The 26,104-nt window shown below is 38.8% G+C and carries 25 protein-coding genes and 3 pseudogenes; 7 read left to right on the forward strand and 21 right to left on the reverse strand.

Annotated features, from left to right (window positions below; all coding sequences use genetic code 11):
- Position 1: 1 nt before the first annotated feature.
- The 13 genes and pseudogenes from rplV to AXF23_RS07970 all read right to left on the reverse strand — a co-directional run bounded on the left by rplV (position 2) and on the right by AXF23_RS07970 (position 9,444).
- Positions 2-415 (reverse strand): 50S ribosomal protein L22, encoded by a 414-nt coding sequence (gene rplV / locus AXF23_RS07910; RefSeq protein ID WP_004383898.1) that lies wholly within the window; start codon positions 413-415, stop codon positions 2-4.
- A 36-nt stretch (positions 416-451) separates the two neighbouring features.
- Positions 452-721, reverse strand: a complete 270-nt coding sequence (gene rpsS / locus AXF23_RS07915; RefSeq protein WP_004361611.1) for a 30S ribosomal protein S19 — start codon at positions 719-721, stop codon at positions 452-454.
- Between the two features lie 22 nt (positions 722-743).
- Positions 744-1,571: a 50S ribosomal protein L2 gene (gene rplB, locus AXF23_RS07920; protein ID WP_004361610.1), complete on the reverse strand. Its 828-nt coding sequence runs from the start codon at positions 1,569-1,571 to the stop codon at positions 744-746.
- 7 nt (positions 1,572-1,578) lie between these two features.
- On the reverse strand, positions 1,579-1,923 hold the full coding sequence (gene rplW / locus AXF23_RS07925; protein ID WP_009012400.1) for a 50S ribosomal protein L23: 345 nt from the start codon (positions 1,921-1,923) through the stop codon (positions 1,579-1,581).
- Between the two features lie 22 nt (positions 1,924-1,945).
- Complete coding sequence (gene rplD / locus AXF23_RS07930) at positions 1,946-2,575, reverse strand: 50S ribosomal protein L4 (RefSeq protein WP_107624923.1); 630 nt, start codon at positions 2,573-2,575, stop codon at positions 1,946-1,948.
- Positions 2,575-3,189 carry a 50S ribosomal protein L3 gene (gene rplC, locus AXF23_RS07935; RefSeq protein ID WP_036866539.1) on the reverse strand — a complete coding sequence of 205 codons (615 nt, stop codon included), beginning with the start codon at positions 3,187-3,189 and terminating at the stop codon, positions 2,575-2,577. Before rplC ends, rplD begins: the two co-directional genes overlap by 1 nt.
- A gap of 71 nt (positions 3,190-3,260) precedes the next feature.
- Positions 3,261-3,566, reverse strand: coding sequence for a 30S ribosomal protein S10 (gene rpsJ, locus AXF23_RS07940; protein ID WP_004352787.1), 306 nt, complete (start codon positions 3,564-3,566; stop codon positions 3,261-3,263).
- Positions 3,567-3,653: 87 nt separating this feature from the next.
- Positions 3,654-5,771, reverse strand: a complete 2,118-nt coding sequence (gene fusA, locus AXF23_RS07945) for an elongation factor G (protein ID WP_107624924.1) — start codon at positions 5,769-5,771, stop codon at positions 3,654-3,656.
- A gap of 28 nt (positions 5,772-5,799) precedes the next feature.
- Positions 5,800-6,276, reverse strand: a complete 477-nt coding sequence (gene rpsG / locus AXF23_RS07950; protein ID WP_008821977.1) for a 30S ribosomal protein S7 — start codon at positions 6,274-6,276, stop codon at positions 5,800-5,802.
- Positions 6,277-6,496: 220 nt separating this feature from the next.
- Positions 6,497-6,880, reverse strand: coding sequence for a 30S ribosomal protein S12 (gene rpsL, locus AXF23_RS07955; RefSeq protein ID WP_004335835.1), 384 nt, complete (start codon positions 6,878-6,880; stop codon positions 6,497-6,499).
- 213 nt (positions 6,881-7,093) lie between these two features.
- On the reverse strand, positions 7,094-7,480 hold the full coding sequence (locus AXF23_RS07960; protein WP_107624925.1) for a DUF1634 domain-containing protein: 387 nt from the start codon (positions 7,478-7,480) through the stop codon (positions 7,094-7,096).
- 1 nt (position 7,481) lies between these two features.
- Positions 7,482-8,318 carry a sulfite exporter TauE/SafE family protein gene (locus tag AXF23_RS07965; protein ID WP_107625830.1) on the reverse strand — a complete coding sequence of 279 codons (837 nt, stop codon included), beginning with the start codon at positions 8,316-8,318 and terminating at the stop codon, positions 7,482-7,484.
- 205 nt (positions 8,319-8,523) lie between these two features.
- Positions 8,524-9,444, reverse strand: a pseudogene (locus AXF23_RS07970) (hypothetical protein).
- A gap of 374 nt (positions 9,445-9,818) precedes the next feature.
- On the opposite strand from AXF23_RS07970, the gene AXF23_RS07975 reads away from it, so the two are divergent.
- The 4 genes and pseudogenes from AXF23_RS07975 to AXF23_RS16585 all read left to right on the forward strand — a co-directional run bounded on the left by AXF23_RS07975 (position 9,819) and on the right by AXF23_RS16585 (position 13,475).
- The gene (locus AXF23_RS07975) at positions 9,819-10,178 is read left to right on the forward strand and encodes a hypothetical protein (RefSeq protein ID WP_233251260.1); all 360 of its coding nucleotides are present in this window, start codon (positions 9,819-9,821) and stop codon (positions 10,176-10,178) included.
- A 714-nt stretch (positions 10,179-10,892) separates the two neighbouring features.
- The gene (locus tag AXF23_RS07985; RefSeq protein WP_107624926.1) at positions 10,893-11,585 is read left to right on the forward strand and encodes an ankyrin repeat domain-containing protein; all 693 of its coding nucleotides are present in this window, start codon (positions 10,893-10,895) and stop codon (positions 11,583-11,585) included.
- Between the two features lie 298 nt (positions 11,586-11,883).
- A complete protein-coding gene (locus AXF23_RS07990; protein WP_107624927.1) occupies positions 11,884-12,315 on the forward strand; it encodes a hypothetical protein in 432 nt (143 codons plus the stop codon).
- Positions 12,316-12,768: 453 nt separating this feature from the next.
- Positions 12,769-13,475 (forward strand): annotated as a pseudogene (locus AXF23_RS16585) (IS30 family transposase).
- 250 nt (positions 13,476-13,725) lie between these two features.
- Here AXF23_RS16585 and AXF23_RS08000 read toward each other — a convergent pair.
- The 5 genes and pseudogenes from AXF23_RS08000 to tssD all read right to left on the reverse strand — a co-directional run bounded on the left by AXF23_RS08000 (position 13,726) and on the right by tssD (position 18,818).
- Positions 13,726-14,373: a hypothetical protein gene (locus AXF23_RS08000; RefSeq protein WP_107624928.1), complete on the reverse strand. Its 648-nt coding sequence runs from the start codon at positions 14,371-14,373 to the stop codon at positions 13,726-13,728.
- Positions 14,357-15,562: a hypothetical protein gene (locus AXF23_RS08005; RefSeq protein ID WP_107624929.1), complete on the reverse strand. Its 1,206-nt coding sequence runs from the start codon at positions 15,560-15,562 to the stop codon at positions 14,357-14,359. Before AXF23_RS08005 ends, AXF23_RS08000 begins: the two co-directional genes overlap by 17 nt.
- Entirely contained in the window at positions 15,559-16,431 is an 873-nt protein-coding gene (locus tag AXF23_RS08010) for a hypothetical protein (protein WP_107624930.1), read from the reverse strand. Before AXF23_RS08010 ends, AXF23_RS08005 begins: the two co-directional genes overlap by 4 nt.
- A 23-nt stretch (positions 16,432-16,454) precedes the next feature.
- A pseudogene (locus AXF23_RS08015) lies at positions 16,455-18,238 on the reverse strand (type VI secretion system Vgr family protein).
- A 181-nt stretch (positions 18,239-18,419) separates the two neighbouring features.
- Positions 18,420-18,818, reverse strand: coding sequence for a type VI secretion system tube protein TssD (tssD, locus tag AXF23_RS08020; protein ID WP_004384141.1), 399 nt, complete (start codon positions 18,816-18,818; stop codon positions 18,420-18,422).
- A gap of 824 nt (positions 18,819-19,642) precedes the next feature.
- Between tssD and AXF23_RS08030 the strand changes: the two genes are divergently transcribed.
- Both AXF23_RS08030 and AXF23_RS08035 read left to right on the forward strand, forming a co-directional pair.
- Entirely contained in the window at positions 19,643-20,326 is a 684-nt protein-coding gene (locus tag AXF23_RS08030) for a DUF8188 family protein (protein WP_107624932.1), read from the forward strand.
- Between the two features lie 152 nt (positions 20,327-20,478).
- Positions 20,479-21,156, forward strand: coding sequence for a DUF8188 family protein (locus AXF23_RS08035; protein ID WP_107625831.1), 678 nt, complete (start codon positions 20,479-20,481; stop codon positions 21,154-21,156).
- Between the two features lie 293 nt (positions 21,157-21,449).
- Here the strand turns inward: AXF23_RS08035 and AXF23_RS08040 are convergent, their stop codons facing one another.
- The 3 genes from AXF23_RS08040 to AXF23_RS08050 form a co-directional block, all read right to left on the reverse strand.
- Entirely contained in the window at positions 21,450-21,959 is a 510-nt protein-coding gene (locus AXF23_RS08040; RefSeq protein WP_233251263.1) for a hypothetical protein, read from the reverse strand.
- Between the two features lie 66 nt (positions 21,960-22,025).
- Complete coding sequence (locus AXF23_RS08045; protein ID WP_107624933.1) at positions 22,026-22,856, reverse strand: PoNe immunity protein domain-containing protein; 831 nt, start codon at positions 22,854-22,856, stop codon at positions 22,026-22,028.
- A gap of 34 nt (positions 22,857-22,890) precedes the next feature.
- Positions 22,891-23,985, reverse strand: coding sequence for a hypothetical protein (locus AXF23_RS08050; protein ID WP_233251264.1), 1,095 nt, complete (start codon positions 23,983-23,985; stop codon positions 22,891-22,893).
- Between the two features lie 732 nt (positions 23,986-24,717).
- On the opposite strand from AXF23_RS08050, the gene AXF23_RS08055 reads away from it, so the two are divergent.
- A complete protein-coding gene (locus AXF23_RS08055; RefSeq protein ID WP_107624935.1) occupies positions 24,718-25,908 on the forward strand; it encodes a hypothetical protein in 1,191 nt (396 codons plus the stop codon).
- Positions 25,909-26,104: the final 196 nt, after the last annotated feature.

Genomic DNA, 26,104 nt, shown 5'->3' on the forward strand with positions numbered 1-26,104 from the left:
TTTATTTATCATCATTATTAGCATCATTCTTTGAATCAACGAAAAGAGTGACGTGGTTAGAACGTTTGCGGATTCTGTAGCCACGGCCCTGAGGTGCAGGACGCATGCGCTTCATTGTAACACCTTCATCTACGAAGATCTTAGAGATAAAAAGTTCACCGTCTTCAGCCTTGCGGTCATTCTTTGTCTCCCAGTTGTTAATAGCAGAACGCAGAAGTTTCTCAACATTCTGGGCAGCTGCTTTCTTGGAGAATCTCAGTACGCCAAGGGCACGATTGACTTCCATACCACGAACCATGTCTACAACATAGCGCATCTTACGTGGAGAAGAAGGACAGTCCTTGAGCTTTGCAAAATACTGGCTTCTCAAAGCTTCTTTACGAGCTTCAGCCTTTATATGTTTTCTTGCTCCCATTATATTTTTCTATTTTCTAAATGGATTATGACCTGCTTACCTCTTATTATTACCAGAGTGACCACCGAAACGGCGTGTAGGACTGAACTCACCGAGCTTATGACCTACCATGTTCTCAGTAATGTAAACAGGGATAAATTTATTTCCGTTATGAACTGCAACAGTGTGACCCACAAAATCAGGGGAGATCATTGATGCTCTGGCCCATGTCTTTACTACATTCTGCTTACCACTCTCATTCATAGCAAGAATCTTCTTCTCGAGTGATACGTTGATGTATGGACCTTTTTTTAATGAACGACTCATAATTTACTCTTAATTACTTTGATTACTTCTTGTTAGCTCTCTCAATAATGTACTTGTTTGAAAGCTTCTTAGGTGCACGAGTCTTAAGACCCTTAGCGTACAAGCCCTTACGTGAACGTGGATGACCACCAGACTGGCGACCTTCACCACCACCCATTGGGTGATCAACAGGGTTCATAACAACACCACGGTTGTGAGGACGACGACCCAACCAACGAGAGCGACCAGCCTTACCAGACTGCTCAAGTGCATGATCAGAGTTACCCACACTACCTACAGTTGCCTTACAAGCTGACAAAATCTGGCGAGTTTCACCAGAAGGGAGCTTGATAACACAATAACTGCCTTCACGAGAAGTAAGCTGAGCAAAATTACCAGCCGAACGAACGAGCAATGCACCCTGACCTGGACGTAACTCAATGTTATGAATTACAGTACCAACAGGAATGTTAGCCAAAGGAAGAGCGTTACCAACCTCAGGTGCTGCCTCAGCACCTGACATCAGTGTTGCACCAACCTGCAGTCCGTTAGGAGCAATAATGTAACGTTTTTCACCATCAGCATAGTATAACAGCGCAATACGAGCTGATCTGTTTGGATCATACTCGATTGTTTTCACTACAGCTGGAACACCATCTTTCTCTCGCTTGAAGTCGATAAGACGATACTTCTTCTTGTGACCACCGCCCATATAGCGGACAGTCATCTTACCGGTGTTGTTTCGACCACCGGTAGAACGTTTACCGTAAACGAGAGACTTCTCTGGCACGGATGCAGTAATATCCTCGAACGTGCCAATAACCTTGTGTCTTTGTCCCGGTGTAACCGGGTTTAATTTACGTACTGCCATTTTTTATTTAAATATTGCTATAAAAATCGATTGAATCGCCATTCTTCAAAGTGACGATAGCCTTCTTGAATGCGTTCTTCTGTCCTTTCACAAGACCTGCCTTGGTATAACGTGCTTGACGCTTACCTGCATAACGAACGGTATTCACATCTACTACTGTAACGTTGTATAAAGCCTCAACTTCTTTCTTAATCTCAAGCTTGTTGGCCTCAGGCTTAACAATAAAACCATACTTTGGCTGTGCCAAAATAGTTCTCTTCTCACCCTTGTGCTTTACAACCTTATCCTCAGAAGACTTGTCTGTCAACTTGGTCATCTTTTCAGTGACCACTGGTTTAATGATAAATCCCATAATTCTTCTTGTCTCCTAATTATTACTTGGTTAAGATTTCGTCAATAACCTTCAGAGAGTTTTCTGTGATAACTACTACATCAGCATTCAAAACTTTGTATGAATTTACCTGTGAAGCAGTCATAACCTCAGCCTTCTGCAGATTACGAGCTGACAAATATACGTTTTTCTCTACTTCTGGCAAAACGAGAAGGACTTTCTTGCTATCAATTTTAAGATTTTTTGCAATATTTACGAAATCTTTAGTCTTTGGAGCGTCAAGATTGAAATCTTCTACTACAACAATAGCATTGTCCTGTGCCTTATAAGCCAATGCAGACTTACGAGCAAGAACCTTTACCTTCTTATTCAGCTTGAAACTGTAATCGCGTGGCTTAGGACCGAATACACGACCACCACCTACGAGGACTGGAGAATTGATATCACCACGACGAGCACCGCCGCCGCCCTTCTGACGACCCAACTTACGAGTAGAACCAGCGTGCTCACTTCTTTCCTTTGACTTAGCTGTACCCTGACGCTGATCAGCGAGATACTGCTTAACTGCGAGATAGAGGACGTGATCGTTAGGCTCAATTCCGAAGATATTCTCGTTAAGAGTTACCTTACGGCCGGTCTCCTGACCTTTGATATCTAATACGTTAATATCCATTACTTCTTAATTATTACGGTTGAACCATTACATCCAGCAACACTACCCTTAACAAGGATAAGATTGTGCTCTGGAATAACCTTTAACACCTGAAGGTTCTGAGTTGTTACTCTGTCGCCTCCCATCTGGCCGCCCATGCGCATGCCCTTGAAAACCTTAGCTGGGTAAGAACAAGCACCAATAGAACCCGGCTTACGTGCGCGGTCATCCTGACCGTGAGTAGACTGACCTACACCACCGAATCCGTGACGCTTAACAACACCCTGGAAACCTTTACCCTTAGATGTACCTACAACGTCTACGAATTTAGCATTGCTGAACAATTCAACAGTAATAGTGTCACCGAGGTTATACTCCTCGTCAAACTTGAACTCGGCCAAGTGCTTCTTTGGTGTTGTGCCGGCTTTCTTAAAGTGTCCCTGCTGTGGCTTAGAAGTTCTCTTCTCCTTAGCCTCGCCGAAACCTAACTGAACAGCCTTGTAACCATCCTTTTCTACAGTTTTAACCTGGGTTACAACACAAGGACCAGCTTCGATAACAGTGCACGGTACATTCTTACCGTCGGCACTGAAAACGGATGTCATTCCGATTTTCTTTCCTAATAATCCTGGCATTTCAATTAATGATTTTAAAATGAATGTAAATGCTTTTTGTATTAATTTGTTTCTTACTTATCAACAGTCGACTACACCTTAATTTCAACCTCAACACCTGAAGGCAACTCGAGCTTCATCAATGCATCAACAGTCTTTGCTGTAGAGCTATAGATGTCGATAAGACGCTTGAAATCTGAGAGCTGGAACTGCTCACGTGATTTCTTGTTAACGAATGTTGAGCGGTTAACAGTGTAAATACGCTTGTGTGTTGGCAATGGAATAGGACCGCTAACAATAGCACCTGTTGCCTTTACAGCCTTCACAATCTTCTCTGCTGACTTGTCAACCAACTGATGGTCGTAAGACTTCAGCTTAATACGAATCTTCTGACTCATGTGTAATTTATTATTTATTATTAATATGCATAAAGGTTGCTCCCTCATAAGAGTCATTCGCTATGAGAGAGCATTTCCCTATATTATTTACTTAACGAGGTCTGAATTACCCTTCAACTCATCAAGAATCTCCTTTGCAAGAGAACTTGATACTGGTGAGTGGTGATCATACTCCATAGAAGAAGTAGCACGACCAGAGGTAATTGTACGGAGAGCAGTTACGTAACCGAACATCTCTGCCAATGGAACCATAGCCTTAACGATACGAGCACCGCTACGAGCTTCTTCCATACCCTGTACAAGACCACGACGTTTGTTCAAGTCACCGATAACATCACCCATGTTCTCCTCTGGAGTAACAACCTCTACCTTCATGATAGGCTCCATAAGAACAGGGCCAGCCTTAGGACAAAGAACCTTGAATGCTTGATGAGCTACGAGTTCGAATGACAACTGGTCAGAGTCAACTGGGTGGAAAGAACCATCAGTCAAAGTAACCTTAAGACCAGTCAATGGGAATCCACCAAGTACACCACTATTGAGACAGTCTTTGAAACCCTTCTCTACTGATGGAATGAACTCCTTAGGTACGTTACCACCCTTAACGACATTGATAAACTGTAAGTCGCCCTCTTCGTAATCCTCATCTTTTGGCTCGATTGTTACATCGATACAAGCAAACTTACCACGACCACCAGACTGCTTCTTATAAGTCTCACGGCTCTGTGCAGCCTTTGTGATAGCCTCTTTATAGTTAACCTGTGGCTTACCCTGGTTACACTCTACCTTGAACTCACGCTTCAAACGGTCGATGATAATATCAAGGTGAAGCTCACCCATACCAGAGATAATAGTCTGACCACTCTGCTCGTCAGTACGAACGGTGAATGTTGGATCCTCCTCTGCAAGTTTAGCAAGACCATTATCGAGCTTAGCAACGTCTGCCTGGCTCTTTGGCTCAACTGCAATAGAGATTACAGTATCAGGGAATGTGATAGACTCAAGGATGATTGGTGCATTCTCATCACAGAGGGTATCACCAGTACGAATATCCTTGAAACCTACACCAGCACCGATATCACCTGCATCGATTGACTCCATAGGGATTTCCTTATTAGAGTTCATCTGGAACAGACGGCTGATACGCTCCTTCTTACCAGAACGTGTATTGAAAACATAAGATCCAGCAGAAACCTTACCTGAGTAGACACGGAAGAATACCAAGCGACCCATGAATGGATCAGTAGCAATCTTAAATGCCAACGCTGCAGTAGGCTCACTCTCACTTGGCTTACGAGACTCTTCTTCTTCTGTATCAGGATTAACACCCACAATAGCTGGTGTATCCAATGGAGAAGGCAAGAAAGCACAAACGTAGTCGAGAAGTGGCTGTACACCCTTGTTCTTGTAAGAAGAACCGAGGAGCATTGGGCAGCATTCCATTGAGATACAACCCTTGCGAATAGCTGCAATAAGTTTATCCTCTGGAATATCCTGACCTTCAAGATACATCTCCATCAACTCATCATCGTAGTTAGCTGCACCCTCAAGCAACTTCTCACGCCACTCTGCAGCCTCATCAGCAAGATCAGCTGGGATTTCTTCGATGTCGTATTCAGCACCCATAGTCTCATCGTGCCACAAGATAGCCTTCATCTTGATGAGGTCTACTACACCCTTGAAATTCTCCTCCGCACCGATAGGAATCTGAATAGCGATTGGGTTAGCACCAAGAATATCCTTCATCTGCTGTACTGTCTCGTAGAAATCAGCACCAGAGCGGTCCATCTTGTTTACATAACCAATACGTGGAACATTGTACTTATCAGCCTGGCGCCATACAGTCTCTGACTGTGGCTGAACACCATCAGCTGCAGAATAAGTAGCAACTGCACCATCAAGAACACGAAGTGAACGCTCTACCTCAGCAGTAAAGTCAACGTGTCCCGGAGTATCAATCAAGTTAATCTTATAAGACTTGCCAAGGTAGTTCCAGTTACATGTTGTTGCAGCTGATGTGATAGTGATACCACGCTCCTGCTCCTGTGCCATCCAGTCCATGGTGGCAGCACCGTCATGTACCTCACCGATCTTGTGAGTCTTACCTGTATAAAAAAGAATACGTTCAGATGTTGTCGTCTTACCGGCATCAATATGTGCCATAATACCGATATTACGAGTCAAATGTAAATCGTGATTTGCCATTTCCTTTTACCTTATTATAAAAACTTGATTAGAATCTGAAGTGAGCAAATGCACGGTTAGCCTCAGCCATGCGGTGCATATCTTCCTTACGCTTGTAAGCACCACCTTGGTTATTGAAAGCATCCATAATCTCTGATGCGAGCTTGTCAGCCATGCTCTTACCACCACGCTTACGTGCGAAAGCAATCATATTCTTCATAGACACACTTTCCTTACGATCAGGACGAATCTCTGTTGGTACCTGGAAAGTAGCACCACCGATACGACGGCTCTTCACCTCTACCTGTGGAGTGATATTATCAAGAGCTTGCTTCCACACCTCAAGTGGAGATTTCTCTTCATCCTTCATCTTACCACCTACGATATCGAGGGCTGCATAGAAGATTTCGTATGAGGTATTCTTCTTACCGTCATACATCAAATGATTTACGAACTTTGATACCTTCTGATCGTTGAACTTTGGATCTGGAAGGATTACACGCTTCTTTGGTTTTGCTTTTCTCATTTTTTATTTTAAACTTTAATTCTGCGGAGGCTGTCGTCTTTCGTTCTTCAACACCCTCTCTTGGGTATTTACTCAACCTTTGTGATTACAAATCTCCAGCAAAACTGTTTGTTTTTAGTTTGTTCTTTTTGAAAGAGCCTTGGAGCATCGACCATCACCGGCCGTTGCACCTCGGCTTTATGGATTGAAGTTTCTTTGTTGCCTTTGCACAACGCAGATATTACTTCTTAGCTGCCTTTGGACGCTTAGCACCGTACTTAGAACGACGCTGTGTACGATTAGCAACACCAGCGGTATCAAGAGTACCACGAACAATATGATAACGTACACCAGGAAGGTCCTTTACACGACCACCACGAACGAGAACAATACTGTGCTCCTGCAAGTTGTGACCCTCTCCCGGGATGTAAGAGTTAACTTCCTTCTGATTGGTCAAACGAACACGGGCAACCTTACGCATTGCCGAATTAGGCTTCTTAGGAGTTGTTGTGTAAACACGAACACAAACGCCACGACGCTGTGGACAGTTGTCCAAAGCCGGAGACTTGCTCTTGTCTACGATGTCCTTTCTGCCTTTTCTTACTAATTGTGAAATAGTAGGCATAATTTTACTTTTTATTGTTATATATTTATTTTGTTTATTTTCAATCCATTACAAACAAGTGCGATATAACCCAAAAGCCTATAATTCACACTGTTGTTTCGGGTTGCAAAGGTACAAATATTCCCTCAAACGACCTAATAATAAGAAAGATAATAAGCTCGCAAACTGCCTTTGTTAACAATAAATAACTTTTTACTTATTATTTAACATTACTCATCCCACTCCAACAAGCGAGTTCATGACAATTATGAGGAGAACTATCCCCGTTATGACGACATAAAGCCAGTCACGTTGAATGCTGAAATCTACCAAAGATAATACAACACGCATTACTGGTGTGAGCATGAGAACGACTACGCCTAATTGTACCCAACCTGCAGCTGACATCGCAAATACCGACTTGAAGATGCCTTCAAAGGTTGTATAACTTTCATCTCCTTTATAGAAAACCTTATAATCTGGTAATGCTGTTCCCGAAGTACTTACAACATACCAGATACCGCCTATCAAGGCTATAATACATGCCGTAAAGACTCCAATACGCAAGGTGTTACCTATCAGAGTATTCATATCATTCTTAGTGTTTGTATTTTCTTCCATATTAGAACTTTCCTATTATACCATTATATATCATGTTTAATGCTGCCAGCAGTATGGCTACAGCAAATATCTTTCTCAACACTTTTACATCTAAGTGTTTCAGTAACTTTGCTCCACTCATTGCACCTGCTAACACACCTACCATTATTGGGAAGGCAAGACCTGGCTCTATATAACCACGCTGTAGATAAACGACGGCGGAGGTTACAGCTGTCACACCTATCATGAAATTACTCGTCGTTGTACTGACCTTAAATGGGACTTTCATACATCCGTCCATTGCCAACACCTTCAACGCTCCACTACCTATTCCTAATAGTCCCGACAAAGCTCCAGCAAGTACCATCACCGAAAAGCCGCCTGACACGTTGGTTAACTCGTAATTTTGCAAATTCCCTTCCTTTGTAGGATAAGAGCCAAAAAGCTTCAGTTTCATCGCTAACCGACTACCTTTTACATTGACGTAATCGGCTTTCTGACGAAATTGTAAGGCTATTGTGAGAAGGAGAACTGCGCCGAAAACGATAGCTATACCATTGGTGGGCATCCACAAAGCAACTGCAGCTCCTATAACGGCACCAATACTTGTTGCTATCTCAAGAAACATTCCTAACCGGATATTGGTCATCCCTTCTTTTACATAAGCACTGGCCGAACCTGAAGAGGTTGCAATGGATGCTACTAAAGCTGCTCCAATAGCATAATGGAAATCGATACCGAAAACTAAAGTGAGCAGAGGAATAACTATTACTCCTCCTCCTAAACCTGTCAAGGAACCTAACAAACCAGCACAATAGGCACCTAATAATAATAGAATAGTAAATACAATAATACTCATTGAGATATTTTTTATGTGCAAAAGTAAGTAATTAGTATGAAAATAAAGAGGCCTCATCAAAAAAACACATATAATTAATGTGTTTATTCTACCGATAGGAACTAACTAACTAACGTTTTCCACCCCTTAAAACACTGTCTTTTCCCATTCACCTTTGCTTGTCATCCCCCATATTCATTGACTTTTAACACATGACTAATAGAAGTTATGCAGTCTGTCCATATACTTCATCCCACTTTCTCAATGCTTCAGCCATTACAAAGATTGTGCTCAGCTCTTTGTCGTTATCGCTGATTATAGCCATAAGGTATTGGGGCGTCACCCAAAGTGTTTCTTCTAAAATGCGAAGAATGTGTTCAATATAGGATAGAACTCGCTTCCATAACATGAGTGCCACGAGAGCATTCTTCATATCAGAAAAGAGTTCACCCAAAATTTGATATTCTGTGCCCCCCTTTTCCAAAGCCAAGACGATATATGTAAGGTAACACAGCGTTGCATCGGCTATCTAACCATTAAAGTCGCAACCTTGATAAGTTCCTAATCCACGATACTGCTTAGTTTCCTTGTTTTCTCTTTTCCTGATGCAGTAAAAAATCAAAGGGTATGATTGTATAACCGTCAAAGAATACACAAAGTAATAGTTTATAACCAATACACACCTACCTTTTACATGGTCGAAAACAAGACTGATACCCTCCATTCTCACACCACTATTCTCAAGCACAGTATCATCTATAATGAAACATGTCGTGGTATTGGATTGAGGAGCTTCGCCATACTTACGCAAAAGGCACATATAACGCAGGGCAAAGTGGTTCATCAAGCGTATCCAATCCATCTGCGGGCGAATCATCATGCGATAGAAACAGTTCTTACCATGATTTGAAAGCTCATATATCTTATGTTTGCATATACTATGGATGCTCTCACCGACAATGCGGAAGAGGCAAAGAGAAAGTATCAACTCCGAAGCGTAAACCCCGTCATGTTTCTCCAATGACAGGCGAGATAACAGGTGACCGATGCCAAACTTGCCAAAAAGATGAAACAAATCATCACTCATTCGAGTTTTAAAACTCAAAAGTTTGGATAACTCACTTATTTTCTCTATTTTTGCTTCCATAACAGTTTTGTTGTTTTGTCTTTAAAATCAGTTCTTTAGTGATTACTAATTTACAAAGAAAATTCGACAAACTGTTATTTTTCTATCTATCTATTAGGGTGGGAAACTTTAGTAATTAGCTTGCTGAGAGAGAATTCGCCGTATGGATGTGCATGGGGATTGTTATAAGAAAGTTAATATGCAAGGAGTATGAACATTTAAGATAGAAGGCTATAAAATTCAAGTTCATGCGAATGATGTAGACTCTTTACCTTATTTCTTCCCATACTCATACTCTTGATAATAAACTATCTATAGATAAACGGTAATGTTTCTAAAGTTCATAATGAAACTCAAGTTGATAAGTTAGGCAAGAATTCTCTGAAAAAATATAAATGATGAAAGTACTTCATATAGATAAAACGAAGATTATATGTGATTTCAAGAGATTAAGTGATATTTGGGACAGTTCAAATAATATCACTCTGTCACTTAATATAAGGCAACAAGATTTTGATTTTGTTGTAAGAAGATTAATAACATCTTTACCAAATGACTTAGCCTATAGTATAATGTCAGAAATCGCAGAATGTGAGAACTTAAATGAAGAACTTATGCAGCTTATATATGACAAAGGAGATAAAGGATGTAAAGTTGCGATTTGTTTAAATAAGAATTTGTCTCAAGAGTTACAGAAATATTGTGAGCAGTCTAATGATGTTGATATTAAGGAACATTATCAACAGAGAGAATGACAAACGATGATAAATGAAAACAGATAACTAATTTAGAACAGGTTAGTCAGTATGATTGCATGACAAACGGTGAATATGTTTATGACTGGTATGGCAACATTATTCAATAAGCTGATCACGATATCCATACTGACCTCAGTAACCATAAGGGTATCTGTGATTTCATTCCTTTCTGTCAGTTAGGACAGTACGAAGACTATGGGTCTCGCCTCTACTACAACAATTTTAGATATACATGTTACAAGAAATTAAAGTAAATAGGGATAGGTACTACAAAGTTGGTTACTATCCAGAACTCAAACATTATATTTTAGCCAAAACAATTACTTGGATTGCTTGGTATGAAAGGTATTATTCTATTTCGGAAGACAAGTATAAATGGTTTAATAATGATATAGATAAATTAAATCATTTGGCGGATGAGTTATATCATTCAGGAATATCTACTCCTCGTTTTACCTTTTCTGAAATGAGTACTGAGAACAACTATTATCAGACAATACTATTAAATAAAGTGTTTCAGAGAAGCATTAAAAACAAACCTCAACAAAATGAAGAGCACTATTCTGAGATTATACAGATATGTCATATAAATATGAACGAACGGTTCCTGTGATCCCTAATTTGTTATATATCAAAGATAAAGTAGGTTTAGCAGTAGTATTATAGCATAAAAAATGAACCAGCAATCCATGTTGGAATTAATCAATAAGAATGAATATGAAAAGAATAACTATTTTATTTGTGTGCCTATTTGGGGTATTAGGTTGTGGTTACTGTCAAGAAAAACGTCTTTATGACCATTATTATCTAACCATGAAGGCAATAAAAGAAGACAATCTATCTGACTTTGAAAACAACGTTAAACATATAAAGAATATTGACTCTTTGTTTCACACAGATACTGACTATTCTTATACACTGTTAGGTTATGCTTGTCTTTATCAGAATAAACGCTTTATCCAAAGACTCATAGGAATGAAGGCTAACATGGAATGTGTATACTCTGATGATATGTATTGCTATGATGCTCTGTATATGGCAATAGATAAGGGAAACAGTGAACTGGTAAAGTTGTTTTTGTCATTAGGTGCCAACCCCAACGAGGCTTATAATGAGGATGGACTTTGTCCTTTAGCAATGAGTTGCAATACGAACAACTTTCCAGTTGCTTGTCTTCTTTTACAATATGGAGCAAAGGCAAATGGCTTGGGTAACCTTGGTGGAGACTATATAACTTATCCTCTAATAATTGCAGTAGACAAGAATAATATAAACATGGTGAAAGTCTTATTGAAGTATGGGGCAAGGACAAAGGTGAGAGATAAGAGCGGAATATCACCTCTAATCATTGCTCGTCGTCATAAGAATGTCGAAATGATAAAACTATTGGAAAGATCGCGATAGGCAGCAATGGTCTATCTCAGTGATTAAGCGAGAATTTGATTCCTACCTTCTAATTTCAAATATCCCTTATAGGTTGGCAAACTTGTAGAGCCTATTGGATAGAGTGGAAGGCGGCTAATATAGGATGCTTACAATTAAGTATATACCCAAATATTAGATAACTATTGGTTCCACATAAAAGTGCTTCATACCCACATTAGTAGAAAGACTATTTCGTCCTTAAGATTTAGACATTAAAAGGTTGTTTGGTATGGGAACGTCGCTTATATGCTGGTAATAAATTAAACATTCAATGTGTATGGATTTTTCGATTGTAACAGATACTGCTGGTGCCAATGTTTCCGAACTGGGAACATCTTTAAGGGATTTACTGACGGATAAGGTAAACCAGAAATACAACAAGTATGATATCAGTATTGGCATTGCCATTCGCTGTTTACCAGAGTCTTACGGGAGGAAGTCCTTTGTTCGCTATACGAAATCCGACAATTATTTAACAATAGATTTCTGTGTTTCTGTTGAAGACTATGAGACAAAATATAAAGTAGAACAAAAGTTCGAACTGGGGAAAGTGTTTCTTCTATGGTTAGACAAGGGACTTACAAATAAAACCTTCAAAGAGAATAATCCTGACTTTGATAATGAGTCCTTTAAAGATTACGTTGTAATGTTAGGAGAAGAAAATGGATGGTTTAGCGATACTATTAACTGGGAATTAGAATTTACCTAACAAGAAAGTGATAGAACTGATACATTCTTCCCTATTTACCACGAGTAAACACGCAAGTTCAACATGGAACCGCAACCCCAAGTGCTGGTGTAGCTTAATGATCCATACCTGAAAACACTGAGGGGCTTGGGGGGCGAGCAGCTCCCATGAGTGGAAAATCAATGAGCAATGCATAAAAAAAGAGACCTCCGTCTCCCAAAGATTAATTAATTTTGCATTGCAATGTACAAATAATTAACCTCGGAGCAAAGGTACACAATTTCTGTGCTACTCCAAAATAGAACGAAACAAAAAGAGATAACCAAGGCGATAAATGTAAGTGCAAGTACAGTGTCTCGCGAGAAAAGACATAATAGTGGAGTCAGAAGACACTATAATTGGAAAACTGCTCAAGCAAATGCAGTACAAACAAGGCGCAGAAAGCCAGGCAATCGTTCAGTCGACAAGAATGGCATGGAAGAGGCGAAACGCCTTCTTATTACCGAGCAATGGTCTCCAGAACAAATATCTGGTGTATTGGCCAAGGACGGCAAGTATATTAGCCATGAGACCATATATCGTATGATACGTAAGGATAAGGCAGAAGGGGGAACATTATATAAACACTGTCGTCACAAGCTTAAGCATCGCACCAGGCCTGTTGGTGGCAAACGCATATCCATACCCAACAGAACAAGCATCAGTGAGAGACCTACTGAAGCTGATGGCAAACGCTTGGGGACTTCGAGATGGATACGATTGTTGGGAGAGGAAACCATGGTGCCATTGTAACACTAATAGAGCGTAGTACAAACATGCTGTTTATGAGAAAACTTAAGAATGGGAAAAATGCCAAAGAACTGGCACGAACTGTAATACACTTACTATCTCCTTTCAAAAACCATATCAAGTCTATTACAACTGACAATGGTACAGAATTCGTTTGTCATGAAATGATAGCCAAAAGCCTTGGTGTTACCATATATTTTGCTGACCCATACGCTTCATGGCAGAAAGGCGCTATAGAAAATGCTAACGGACTAATTAGGCAATACGTGCCAAAAAAAGAAACCTTTGAGCATATCAGCCAGCAACAAATAACTAAGTATTCAAAGAAAATTAACATGAGACCAAGAAAGAAATTAGATTTTAAACACCACAGGACTGCTTTTAAGAACTAATTAAGTAAATTTGCACTTGCTTGTTGAATTCACGAGTATGAACTTATTCCGCTTAAAGTTAATAAAGTTTTATAGAATCTCTATCGCCAAATATCCTTTCCACTTCATTTTTACTCTTTCTATTCTTTTTCTTTATTGCTGATTATAATCTTGTACTCACTATCGATGTCGGATATAATCTTATAAGTTGATTAGTTTATAATGATGAGACTTTTAAGGACTTTCGAAAATAAGTTATTCTAAACTTAAATTACCGAATGAATATATTTTGATTATAAAAGTATTTCTTTATTTTTTTATCAATATTTTTTTTATTATACCACATACCAAAATCAATAACGAACAGACACCACCAGATGTAAAAACAAATTGATCCTACCCCCCCTAACCATGCAAGGGGAGTACGTATAAAAGCTGCAACAAGTGGAGATGCTATTTCTTTCCCATTTACTATCAAACTTTCTGTATAGATAACTTCATCTGATTCAAAAGAATGGCCTTCTTCGGGGATAAAACGATCACTCTTTATATAATTACCATTTTTATCGTTATCAATAAAGAAACTTATAGTATCTCCTTTGTGGATTATGTAGTTGTCAAGTTTATATTTAGGAGGAAATAAAAAGAATGGATAAGAATTTTCATATCCTTGCCAGTAGGTATGACTGGTATCACCTTCCAAAGTAAAATTTGCCTCCCATCCACTATGAGATTTCTGCAGTATATGTATTCCATTTACAACACCTGTTCTATGTGGCAAATCATCTTTTACCGTGAGGAGACCTATCACATAGAAAGGTATCAAGAAAAATAGAGTCGCTGCCATAAAATATATTCTGGCAGGAATATTCCAAAACTTTAATAGCGAGTTGATCTTAAATTTATACTTTAATTTCATAAATACCAATTTTAGATAATGCACTAATTTCTTTATCCATGTCCTTATCTACTCCTGTTTTTAAAACCTTAATTGCGGTTTGACCGGCTATATTGGTTCCTATACATGCTCCATTCACTATAAAAAAGTCTTTAACGCTTTTTAGTATATTTTCCTTCAAAGCCATTTCTTTACTTAATGATGCGTTTCTCAATTTAACTTCTGCAGAAACTTCTTTCATATATTTGCTCAGAAGTTTATTAAGTTCACTTTTGGGCATACCTGTACGGTAAGTTGGGTCAGCTTTCACACGTCCCCATGAGACTTTCTTGACCTCTCCAGTAGCCCGAGTGCCAATGTTTAACTCAGTATTTATTCGAGACTGATTAGTATAAGGAGGTATTACCTCACTATCTCCTGGCTGATTAGAGATTCCTTTTTCAGCCTTATCTATATATTTTTCATCGTCATTTCCTTTCTTCGAATTTTCATATTTATCATAGTTCCCTGCAGTAATCCAGTTTGCTAATCCCGTCGAACTACTATCTTGGAGAATATCAATATGATGCCCTATTATATAGCCACCACCCATTAGTCCTGCGGTTACTAATCCTGCAGTAGTAGATCCCATTAGTCCTCCGCCAACTCCTGTAAAAACTTTAGCTGCAATTTTTCCTAAGCCAGTAATTCCAGTACCAAACGCAGCTCCTTCTAATATATTTAGGCTGTTTTTTAAGAAGAATATTGTTGCCATTCTACTTGCCACCGACTTATCAAAGAATAATTGTATATTACCAGAAGGTAGAAAGCCTAAAGGTGTACAAGTTATTTGAGCGGTGTGTACTAAAGCCTTGTTGCCAGAAATCAAAATATTTGGATGCGCACTGCCAGGTTGCCATAGTATTTCTTTAAGACAGAAATAACATAACATTGAACCTAAGGTAAAACTCCCAAGAACACCCGCTATGGTTGCTATAATTAGAGCAGCTAAAGGCCCTAATGTTGCTGCTAATGCTAATAGCATAGCCGCAACGACAGCAACTATAATTCCAGCCCATACACAACTAAAATTTGTAGGCTTATCTTTCAATGTCGCAATGAGTTTACCTTTGCTATTTTTGACGGTTGTTTGAGATGTAACTATCATTTTCCCCATTTTCATCCCATTTGTACATACTGCATATGTTCCTGCGGGTACCAGTGCTTTCATAAATTTTCCTTTATAAGTTCAATCTTGCATGCTACGTCAGAGACTATCGGTTCTAACACTTCACTTATGGTTAGTTCAATAGAGTTTGGCCAACGACTTTTATTATCTCTCTCAACTGAGCAGAATAAATCATATTTATATTCTCCCATCTGTTTCTTTAAGAACGGAAAGTTTCTAATAAATTCTGACTTAACCTCAGAATCTTCTCTACTATGTTTGTTTTTAAAGATTAGTAGATATGATGGTGTATCACTAAAGTAAACAATGTCATCTAAAGCGATAGAAACTTTTTTATTAATTTGAGGGAATAAAAGCGAGGAGGTATTATAAGGGAAAGTCTTATCATCTTCTCTTCTTATTCCATCAAAAGACAACAACCCCATTCCAAGAGTTTTATACAATGTCGTTTTGTTAAGTTCCGCTGCAAAAAATTGCGAGCCATGAGTATATTGCTGGTCTCCATCTGAGATAATTTTGGCAATCTCTGCCGATGGGTCTGTTATATCTGTTTTAATGCTTTCCCATTTTTCGTGTAGTTCTGAAAAATTCAATATATCCTTCAGTTTACCACTTAAATCCATTGATACAAATAAGTGTGACTGAATATCATTAACTTTATCAAGTAAGTTTAGATATTTCTGCTCTAAAAATTCTAGACCATAGTTATTGGCTTGGCTTAGTATTCTAATATCAAGCAAATAATGATTGCCTACAATCTCTGAGCATACAATACTCATTTTTATCTTTGAGCTTGTCTCAAATAGTGGTCTGCCAGCAATCGTATACTTAGAAGTAGTTTCAACTTGATATCTCCTAACGATATTATCAGGTAATACTTCTGATTTAGTAAAGTTATTTTTATTGTCCATTATATATTATACGTATTTTGCAATTAATTTATTATAATATCAGGCGCTCCTGATAATGTTATATTATCTTGTACTGATATTTTACTATCTTCTCCTTTTTTTATCTCAGTTTTTGTTGAACCATTGATAGTTATATTTGTGCCTTCACATTCTATGTTCTCTGCATGAAGAGATATTTTTCCTGTAGACATCTCAATATAAGTATTTTCATCAATCTTCAATTTTATTTTTTTATGTCCACTAAGCTCTATAACACCATCCTTGTCCATTCTTAAAACACTGGCGTCTTTACCAACAGTTGTTGTTGCAGATGCTCTGGTAGCTAAAGTTTGGTTACCAGCACCATCAAAAGTCATGGTTACGCCGCCCTTGTCGTGCAGCGTGACACTTCCTTTAGAATCATCAAGTTTCAAGGCACAGCCAGTGCGACTGGTGAGGCTCTTGCAGTTGTTGCCTTGGCCACCGCCACCACCTGTCGTTCCATTAAACAGGCTACCCATAACGTATGGCCTTGCTGGATCTCCGTGGCGGAAGCCGAGGAGAACTTGGTCGCCTACCTCTGGAATGAAAACGAAGCCACGGTTGCTTTTTACGTCTTTGCTGCCACCGCCATCTGGTGTCATCACACGCACCCAACTTGTTCGCATGTTGTCGGTCTGCCAGTTCATGCGCACCTGTACACGCCCCGCTCCATGTGGATCGGCATTGCTGAGTACCGTTGCCATCTGCGTTTCAGCCAGAGGCATTTCAACCTTTGGGTTAGGCAGACTCATTACAGTACCAGAATGGCTTTGAAACGGTTTTTGTAATAACAGCTCTCGCTAACTTCATGGGTCATCTCGATGATGATGAAATCGCCTAAGCTCTCTTGGGAGAGATTGCCAACTCCCTTTAAGAAAGAACTATACAAGCTAATCACCGAACCCACATGTAGCCTTGGGTCCTGGCTTTCGGCTGTGACGTAATGGGTTTCAGCCGTTTCGGCTGCTTGTTTTAGGAGTACATAATTCTCAAGATCATTGATAGAGCTGACACGCTGTATGGAGTGCTGGCGAGCTGCTTTAGGGTAGGAGGGAAGCGCAGCACGGAACGCATCACCCGCCATCCTGTCATGTCCGTAAGCTTTATCGGGCGTCTTGCGGTCCATCTCACGGTTTGCACCAGAATGGAACGTAAATACCTGCTCTGGACGAGCTAATGTTTGTAGGCCAATATTGAGGGAACTCAGCGACGTACCAAATTCCATCTTGATAGGGTCTGGTAATCGTCTTGGCTTACCGAAGACAAGTTTCAGACCATCATAGTACATCCACTCTTGATACTGCAAGGCGAGGCGACGAACGAAATCGAAGTCAGATTCCTCGTATTGGCAGATGTAATCCAACTGTTTCTTGTGTGCTGCATTCAATGCCAACTGCACCTTACCATCACTGCACAGACTCTTTACGACATCGCCAATCGACCTGTCGTTCCATGAGTAACAGCTCGGTGCCGTCTCCATACGATAAGTAGAGGAGTATCCAGACACCTGTATACATCCGAAGTCGCTACCATCACGATGCAACTCAATGTTCGTCACTATGCCACAGAAGAATGGTTTGTTCGCAGCTTTCACTATGATATCCTTGCCGAGCCACTCTTTACTACTACTGATGTTATGTACCTGTCTGTTACCTCCCGACTCAAGGTCAACCGTGAGGTCAAAGTGATGATGTGCCCCAGTACTTTGGTCGATACGAAGTGATTTGAAAGAAGAAAGTCCATCCTTCCCTATGGTGATGGAGATGGGATTAAAAGGTATTGCCATTGAATATATTTTTTGAGGTAATTAAGGCTGAAAAGCGATTTAATAAGATTTGTTCCCTATATATAATAAGGTGACGATCTCAGCAGCTTATAGGTATGTCCTACTGCGATGAGACCTAAATAGAAAGCTAAAAGGACCATGTCAAGCACGTAGCCCGACACAGTCCTTAAGTTTCTTAGACCTATGAACGAGGCCAGCGGTTGTCGAGTTCGGCATTACCCACGGTGATATTCTCAGCAGAGAAGGTCATCGCGATGGTCATCGGCGCCTCGTTGTTTACGTCGAGTGTCTCCTTGTAGTGAACGATGTAAGCATTCTTGAAAGAAATCTCCTTCATCTTAGCATCCTCCTCACTCTTCTTGTAAACAATCTTACCCTCAACAGGCTTGAACTGACTGTTGAGCATAGCCTCGATAGTAGAAGTGTCATCAGTAGACTCGATAGTGACGCTGATACGACCACCAGAGATACTTGATGCAGGCTGACCCTTCTTGTCAGTCGTACGACTGAACTCGTAGTTAGAATAGAGTACGTCGTACTCCTTGCCACCTAATTCCAATGTTGCTCTAAATGAACTCATGATAGATAATTTTAAAGTAGTTAGAAAAATAAGAAAACGAGGTCATCTTAATTTCCCTCACGTATGAGAAACAAAAAAGAGAAAACCCCTAACAACGTTTTGAAGTCTCCTCTGCGTGTGGCTGTAAAACAGTCTTGCTCTTTGGAAGAAGAGGAAGATTTGCAATCTGTTGTCATTTTCGTTGTCAAAAGTAATTATATAATTTCATAAAAGCAATTGATACAACACAAAATAACAAAGGTTTAATATCTTATACACATTCAAAGCCATATTCGCTTTACCCCTCATCCAGTATTAGCCATACCGTTTCATGCTGCAAACTTAGACTCATTCAGCCATATAAATTAAGCTCTCCGCTTCTTCTCCGCCTTCAGTCTCTCCCTGTCATTCTGTCATTCTATCTGAGAACATTAAAAGCGTTGTTCATTTTGTACCCTCCTTCTTTATGCAATTTGCACAATTCATAGTTCTATGTTGATGGTTGTTTTGTATAGTCCATACCGTTTTTATTCTTGCTGTATGCTACCGAAATAGAGGCAACTTATTGTTAGCAAATACCGAAAATCAAGTCAACCTATATAAAATCTATCCAACGTTTGTTTATTTAAAAACTATTATCTACATTTGCAGCAATATTATTCCACCGAAAGAAGTGATATTCTCGTTTTTAATTGCTACTTTTGTCATGTCAGATGTTTTATTTGTTTTTTTGTAGGTAGCACTAAGGTAAGTGAAATTTCTGACATATCCAAGTGTTTTGAGAACTTTGTTTCTCAGACACTTGGAGTTCTTACAAGAATTTATGCTGCGGAATTAAGGATATAATGACAAACAGATATTTTATACAGGGGACTAAGATATTCTCAACAGCAGGTACGCTCTTTGCTTCTATCGTTGGCGCACCGATACTTATTTTTATATTAACAAGATTTACGCTTGGTGGGAATAAAGATGCTATTCCTTATGCTGACACGTATATAAAGAATTCTGACACAATAGTAGTACACATACCCATAGACCATCGCAAAATAAAAGAGGATGACGATATCTTTACTACCAGCGGGTGGTTCATGGGAGTAGCACAAACACGCTCGGCAACCTATAGTATGTATTATTTCTATTCCCCTAAACATAAGAAGTATTTAGGAGTTGTTACTTTTATAGGCAGCTATAATACCATTCAGAGAGGTAGTGGCGAGAAAATCTGGTATGATGACATAGAAGGTAATAGACTAACTTTTCTCTATAGTATTAAAAGTTTCTCAGCCTACGTTAATCGCCAACAATGGCAGGATCCAACCTACGGCACAAAAGATAATCCTGTTCCCATCTTCTTTAAGCGGGCATTATCTTGGCCTGAAAGTTTAGGTGGTATAGAAGAATATATTACCATAAAGCCCAGTGTTAACAAAAAGTTCGTTGAACTATATCTTGCACACGAATTGTCTTCAAAAGAGTTCAACCGCCTTTATGGGGCGGATATGAAACGCTTGAGACTAAAGGATTGAACTGGTTGACAAGTTGACAAGTTGACAAGTTGCTTGATAAGTAAGAAGAGTGAACGAAAAGTTGAGAATGCTCCAGATTATTTGTACTTTTGTAATGAGAACTATTCGGATGTATGTACATGATATGGGTATTATCGCAAATTCATAAACTTATGAGCAACTTTTATTCAAGGATACCAGCCATAGGATCTACACTTGGGACTGTGTTTGCACTTACTGTAGCAACACCACTGGTAGTTAGCCTTATTGCAAAGTTCACCCTCGGTGGTAACAAGTCTGCTGTTCCCTATGCAGAAACATACATTCATAATTCGGATACAATAGTGGTCCCTATACCCTTTATCACGGCGATAACGCCAGAAGACAAAACATTCACTTCGCGTGCTTGGTTTGCAGGAACGGCACACACCGAGGTCTCTACTTATTCACAGATATGCTTCTACTCTCCTAAATATAAGAGATATCTGGCAGTTATTTCATTTATAGGAGGGTATAATGTGACACGAAGAGGAGTGGGAAAAGACGCATGGAAAGAAGACTTAGAAAAGCAAAGATTAGGAATAATTTATGAATCTAAGTCGATTTCAGCATACATTAATAAAACGCAATGGCAGGATCCTACGTATGGGACTAAAGATAATCCTATGCCAATATTCTTTAAGCGAGCTTTGTCTGGGTTTGAATGTGCTGGAGGCGTAGAAGATTACATTTATATCAAACCTTCTGTATATAAGAAATTTGTTGAGCTTTACCTTGCGCACGGACTGGAACCTGCGGAGTTCGACAGGCTCTACGGGACGGATATGAGGCGCTTAGGGCTGAAAGACTGAACATGGAAGATGGCAAGTGAATTGGTCTACGTTTGGTGGCAACAAGGTGGCTGTGACCATAGATACACATATTCGTAATCCATAAACGATAGTAGTTCTTATGAACTCCAATAGGATAAATTAGTACTCTATATTTAAGTGATAAATCCTAAATGTTATCGAGGAAAATGTCACAATACATCTTAATATTATCTTGCCAGTGTTATGTTGAAAACTTACACTGCGTTCAAGTATGTTTGTTAAATACCCTTCGTTAGAAGAACAAAAGATATTAAAACAGTTAATCGTCACTTCTATTTCCTCTTCGGTCTCCTCAATACTATTCTTAACGAATCAGTGAGTACTCTTTTGTCATTTCTCATAATGAAATCTGATGGTAAAACAAATAGAGCTAAAGAATCGTTGAGCTTATGCACCTCATCTTTACGCTCATAACCTAACTGTACAAGAACTAAACGATTCTTTACGTATGTATTGTTTTTTTTATATGTATCAATTGCAGAATAGGGATATGATTTTCCTACCCTTATATTCTTATCACAAAAACCCAATTTTAAGGAATCAGGATTGATTACATATTCTCCTTTTAAATCAAAGATAAGGTAATGCCAGCCATTAAAGTACATACCACTAACCTTAACCTTATTATTCTCCGATACAGAAATGTCATAGCTAAACTTGCTGTTATCTAACGGAAGCACAAATCCCGTATCACAGGATTGGACAGATAACATAAGAAACATGCAAAGCCCAAACCATTTAATGTGTCGACCACAATCTGTAACAATTGATAAAATCTTCATAATAATTCCTTTCTACTACAATGTTTTCTTTTAATAGTAATGCCCTCAAGACTTGACAAACATAGTTTAACGAGAATAACTGTTATGTTGATGCCCCTCAGTTGTTACGTTGTCCTTCCAATGAACCATATCATAAGGATAAAACGGATTGTCCTTAAGGTCAGAATCATCGATGTGCATTATCTTTGCAACAGCTGCAACCTCCCATGCCCAATAGCCTCGGTAACAGTACTTCATCAAATGATTATCGTGCCAAGGTGCATCTTTATTTAGATTATACCATTTCCCTATATAATCCTCAAGAGCTTTCTTTGCTTCTTGTGTATCTATTATCTTCGTTAACTTAAAAAGTCCTTTATATAACTTAGGGAAAGCAAGTTTATCTGCATACGTTTGTTTCTTATCATCTCCCAATCGAGCGTTCAGCAGAAACCAAAGTAACTGATCAGGTGTCCAGTCTACTGATTTAGCCTGCCCATCCATCTGCAGCACATAGTCAGCCAAACGATAAAAAGCTATATTATCTATGTCTAATAATATTCCCAATGATATTCTATCTAAATCATCTGCATACGTTGGATTCCTAAAATTAGCTCCAAGTATATAATTATCCAATGACCTTGTGTATAACTTTCTTAATTGTCCTATATCTTCACCCATAGAGTAATTTATTTCTATTGCCCGTATATGATCCACAGCAGAGCACCAATATAAAAAAGGTCGTACGATTCCATCATTGTTATTTCTTTCTTTTTGTATATACTTTTCATCATCTGCTATTTCACCTAACTTAATACTCAGCATCTTTTCAAAGTACTTTTTGTCCTTTAATTTATCCCTGATAGGTTTATCTTGTTCCCGCTTAGAACGGCAAAAGAAAGAATTTAATAGTCTCATAAATTATTACTCTTTAAATGATTAAAAGGTTATACTATTCACCAGACATACGATGTCTTTCTATCTCAACTCCTTCCTGATACCGGTCATAGTGCCTTTGTATTATCTTATCAAAGTCCTTCAGTTGGAAATAGTTATTCTTCTTGATGTATGAAACAAAGCCTTTCTGATAGTACAAGGCATATCCAAAACCTTGATTATCACAAGGTGTCCCCATACACTTCTCATACATAAGACCATAATAATACCCAATGTATGCACCGGCTTTGTATCTCTCTTCCTTCGTCAGATCGTCGAACTCTGGTTCATTCTCCAGGTCCAGCAAGGATGATAAATATTCATCCAACATACAGTAATATAGGTTCTGTCTGTTAGCATGTTTCAACATATACTGCAGCAGTGCTTGATGAATGAGAAGCCTTCCATCCATACCTTTTGAAACAAAGAGTTTCTTGTATTCTTTTCCTATAGGGAGTCCTTTCTCCCCTTTCACCTCATCTATCATCATCTTATTGATTACATCAGACTTGTCATAGCCGTATTTCAGGAACAAATCACGAAGGAAGTCCTTATCATTATTCATAAGCCAAGTGAGTGCATCCTTGCTGTCGTGGAAGATGAACTGATTTCTGTAAAAGATACTCTTATCTAAGGAATAGACGATCTTGCCTTTCTCTGTATCCATGTATTCCTCTCCATCTGCACCTTTAACGGTTCCTTTTATGGTAACAACTTGATCGAGCGAGGGTGAAAGAATTATACAATTGTATTGAGGTACGAACGTCTGTAAATCCCAAAAGGCACCAAAGGTCTGACCATCAGGGACCGTTTTCAAAGCCATGATATTCTTTTGCATATTTCGTTCCCTTGTGTTCCTTTTACCTGTATATATCCAGAAACCCTCCTGTATTAGTTCTACGGGACGTTTATTCAAATCGACTCCGAATATCTGATATACCTTTTTATAGGCTTCCTGGGAAGGAAGAGGCTTGAACCCCCTTCTTATAAGTTCCTGACAAATCAGACGAACAGCCAGGTCAGTACATTTCACCTGCATATCATTGGGCTGCACTATTATGCCTTCTGGCTCTTCTATTTCATAATAATCTCTTATCAATTGCTCTTCCATTGGCGAAAGTTTAAGTGTCGATTGGACTTGTTCTTTTCTTGTCTCAACCTTTTGACTCTTCCTTGGATATTTCTGACTTGTATTCTTACAGCTAATTATCAATAATAGTAATATTATTATTAAAAATTTATTCTCCATACTTTATATGATTAAATAAGCCTTAATTCGGCAACCAAATATTATAAGTTTTTGAAGAGCTATGCGTCCTCCAGTGTTTGCTATCCGTAGAATCCACACTAACTTTATGGTGCTAAACGATAATAGAACAGTTCTACGAAGCATGACAAAGATAGTAATAAAATATTAGAACATTACTCCTTATGATAGTCTTTTTTGTATGATGGGCGAGTCATGACCATTGGATTAGCAGACAATGGGACATAGAGCTGATACATTCTCCCCCATTTACCACGAGTAAACATTAAAGATTCGAACTGTAAATATAACATGTAAATGCGAACTTAGACTAAACACTACGCTATAATTCAACATCCATCTATGTCATAACAAATCGATTAGAAGATTTTATGTCACCAATACAATGCTATTATGAAAAGATTTTCTAAATTTGCACATGCTTGTTGAGTCCTACCAATAGACATTCATGTGATGTTAACAAAACGAGCTTAAGCTTACATGCTCATCATTTAACTTGGGCATGATGAGGAGAATTAAAAAAGAAAACGTCGCATCCTTTATCCCTTTATCACCCACCGCTCAAAAAAATAGAATATGAAACAAATAGTATTGATAGCGATATTAATGGTTTACACTGTCTCATTCTCACAGTGTAAATCAGAGCCTACAAAACCTGTTTCTCTGATGTCTAACAAAAAGGTCAGTGAGAATAGCGAACAAGAGGGAATAACAAAGGATTCTTTAAGATATTGGGGTATTGACAAAAGGGAACTTTTAAAGCACCTAAAACTTCAAGAACTTGCTTGGTATGGTGGTGACTTTCGAGATGATCAATCCAAGCCGAGATATGAGCCGAAACGGGAGGATTTTCTCTTAACAATACCATTGGTAGAGCATTATTTATATACGCATGGATGTAAGAAACCTTCAAAAGCATTATTCACAAAAAGGATAAAGGAGGTTTTTGGAAAGAGTCTAAAGGCAGGAGAGTTGCTTACAAGCCTTAAAGATGATATTAGTTATGACTTTGCTAATCCATTCTATGCCGTAAGTGAGAAGGGCTTTATTACTTACAATTGGCCACTCCGTGATTTAATTACTATCAAAAACAATAATGTTAGCCTAAAGAATGGGGTCCTACGACAAATCTTATTACTAAACAAGTTCTTGATTTATAATGATACAGACGCTTTGAAACAATTAGAGCGGTATCAATATCAAGGGGAGACAGACGACATTGGCGATTACTACGACAGCTCCCGAATGTTAGAGGATTTATTAAAAGAATATTCTTATTTTGGTAGTCCTGAATTAAATCAATGGTTCTTTAATACAGAAAGAAAGAATCCTTTTGCTTTCCTTTGCTATATCTTTGACAAAGGGAAAGGGAACAACCTAATCGTTCACCCAGAACTGATAGAGACTATTGAGAGGAATACAACAGGCAAGAACAGTTCTTTCTACAATGATAAGTTCCTAATATATGTGTATCAAGTGTTACAAGATGAAGATGGAATGAACACCGCACAATTTAATATAGACCAAAAAGCACGAATATTCTGTTATCTGGCAAATTCAGAATATAAGATGCGCAACAAATATGCTGATTATATTCCATCAACCAATTGGGGCCGAACATCTATGACGTATGTAATAATGACCAACTGTAAGAAAGTCTACCAGTATGCACGTGCACACATGTTCTTTGGTATCAGCAGTCCTAAAATGATGGATGAAATAGAACGGGAAGGATTAGACCTAAACCCTCCTATAGACAACAAGTAGAACAACAATGATGCATAATTCATCTTATCACATGGGAGTCAACACAAGGATATAAGACAGAACAGATAAACATGGTCATTATAGGAGCATTGAGACAAGACAAGATTAACTATATTCGCACACGTTACTTGTGTCTGTTGAAAAGGATTCCATTTGATTGAGCACAACCCCATTCGATATTGTTTTTATACTTTTG

The sequence above is a fragment of the Prevotella sp. oral taxon 313 genome (genome assembly GCF_003043935.1).
GTDB lineage: Bacteria > Bacteroidota > Bacteroidia > Bacteroidales > Bacteroidaceae > Prevotella > Prevotella jejuni.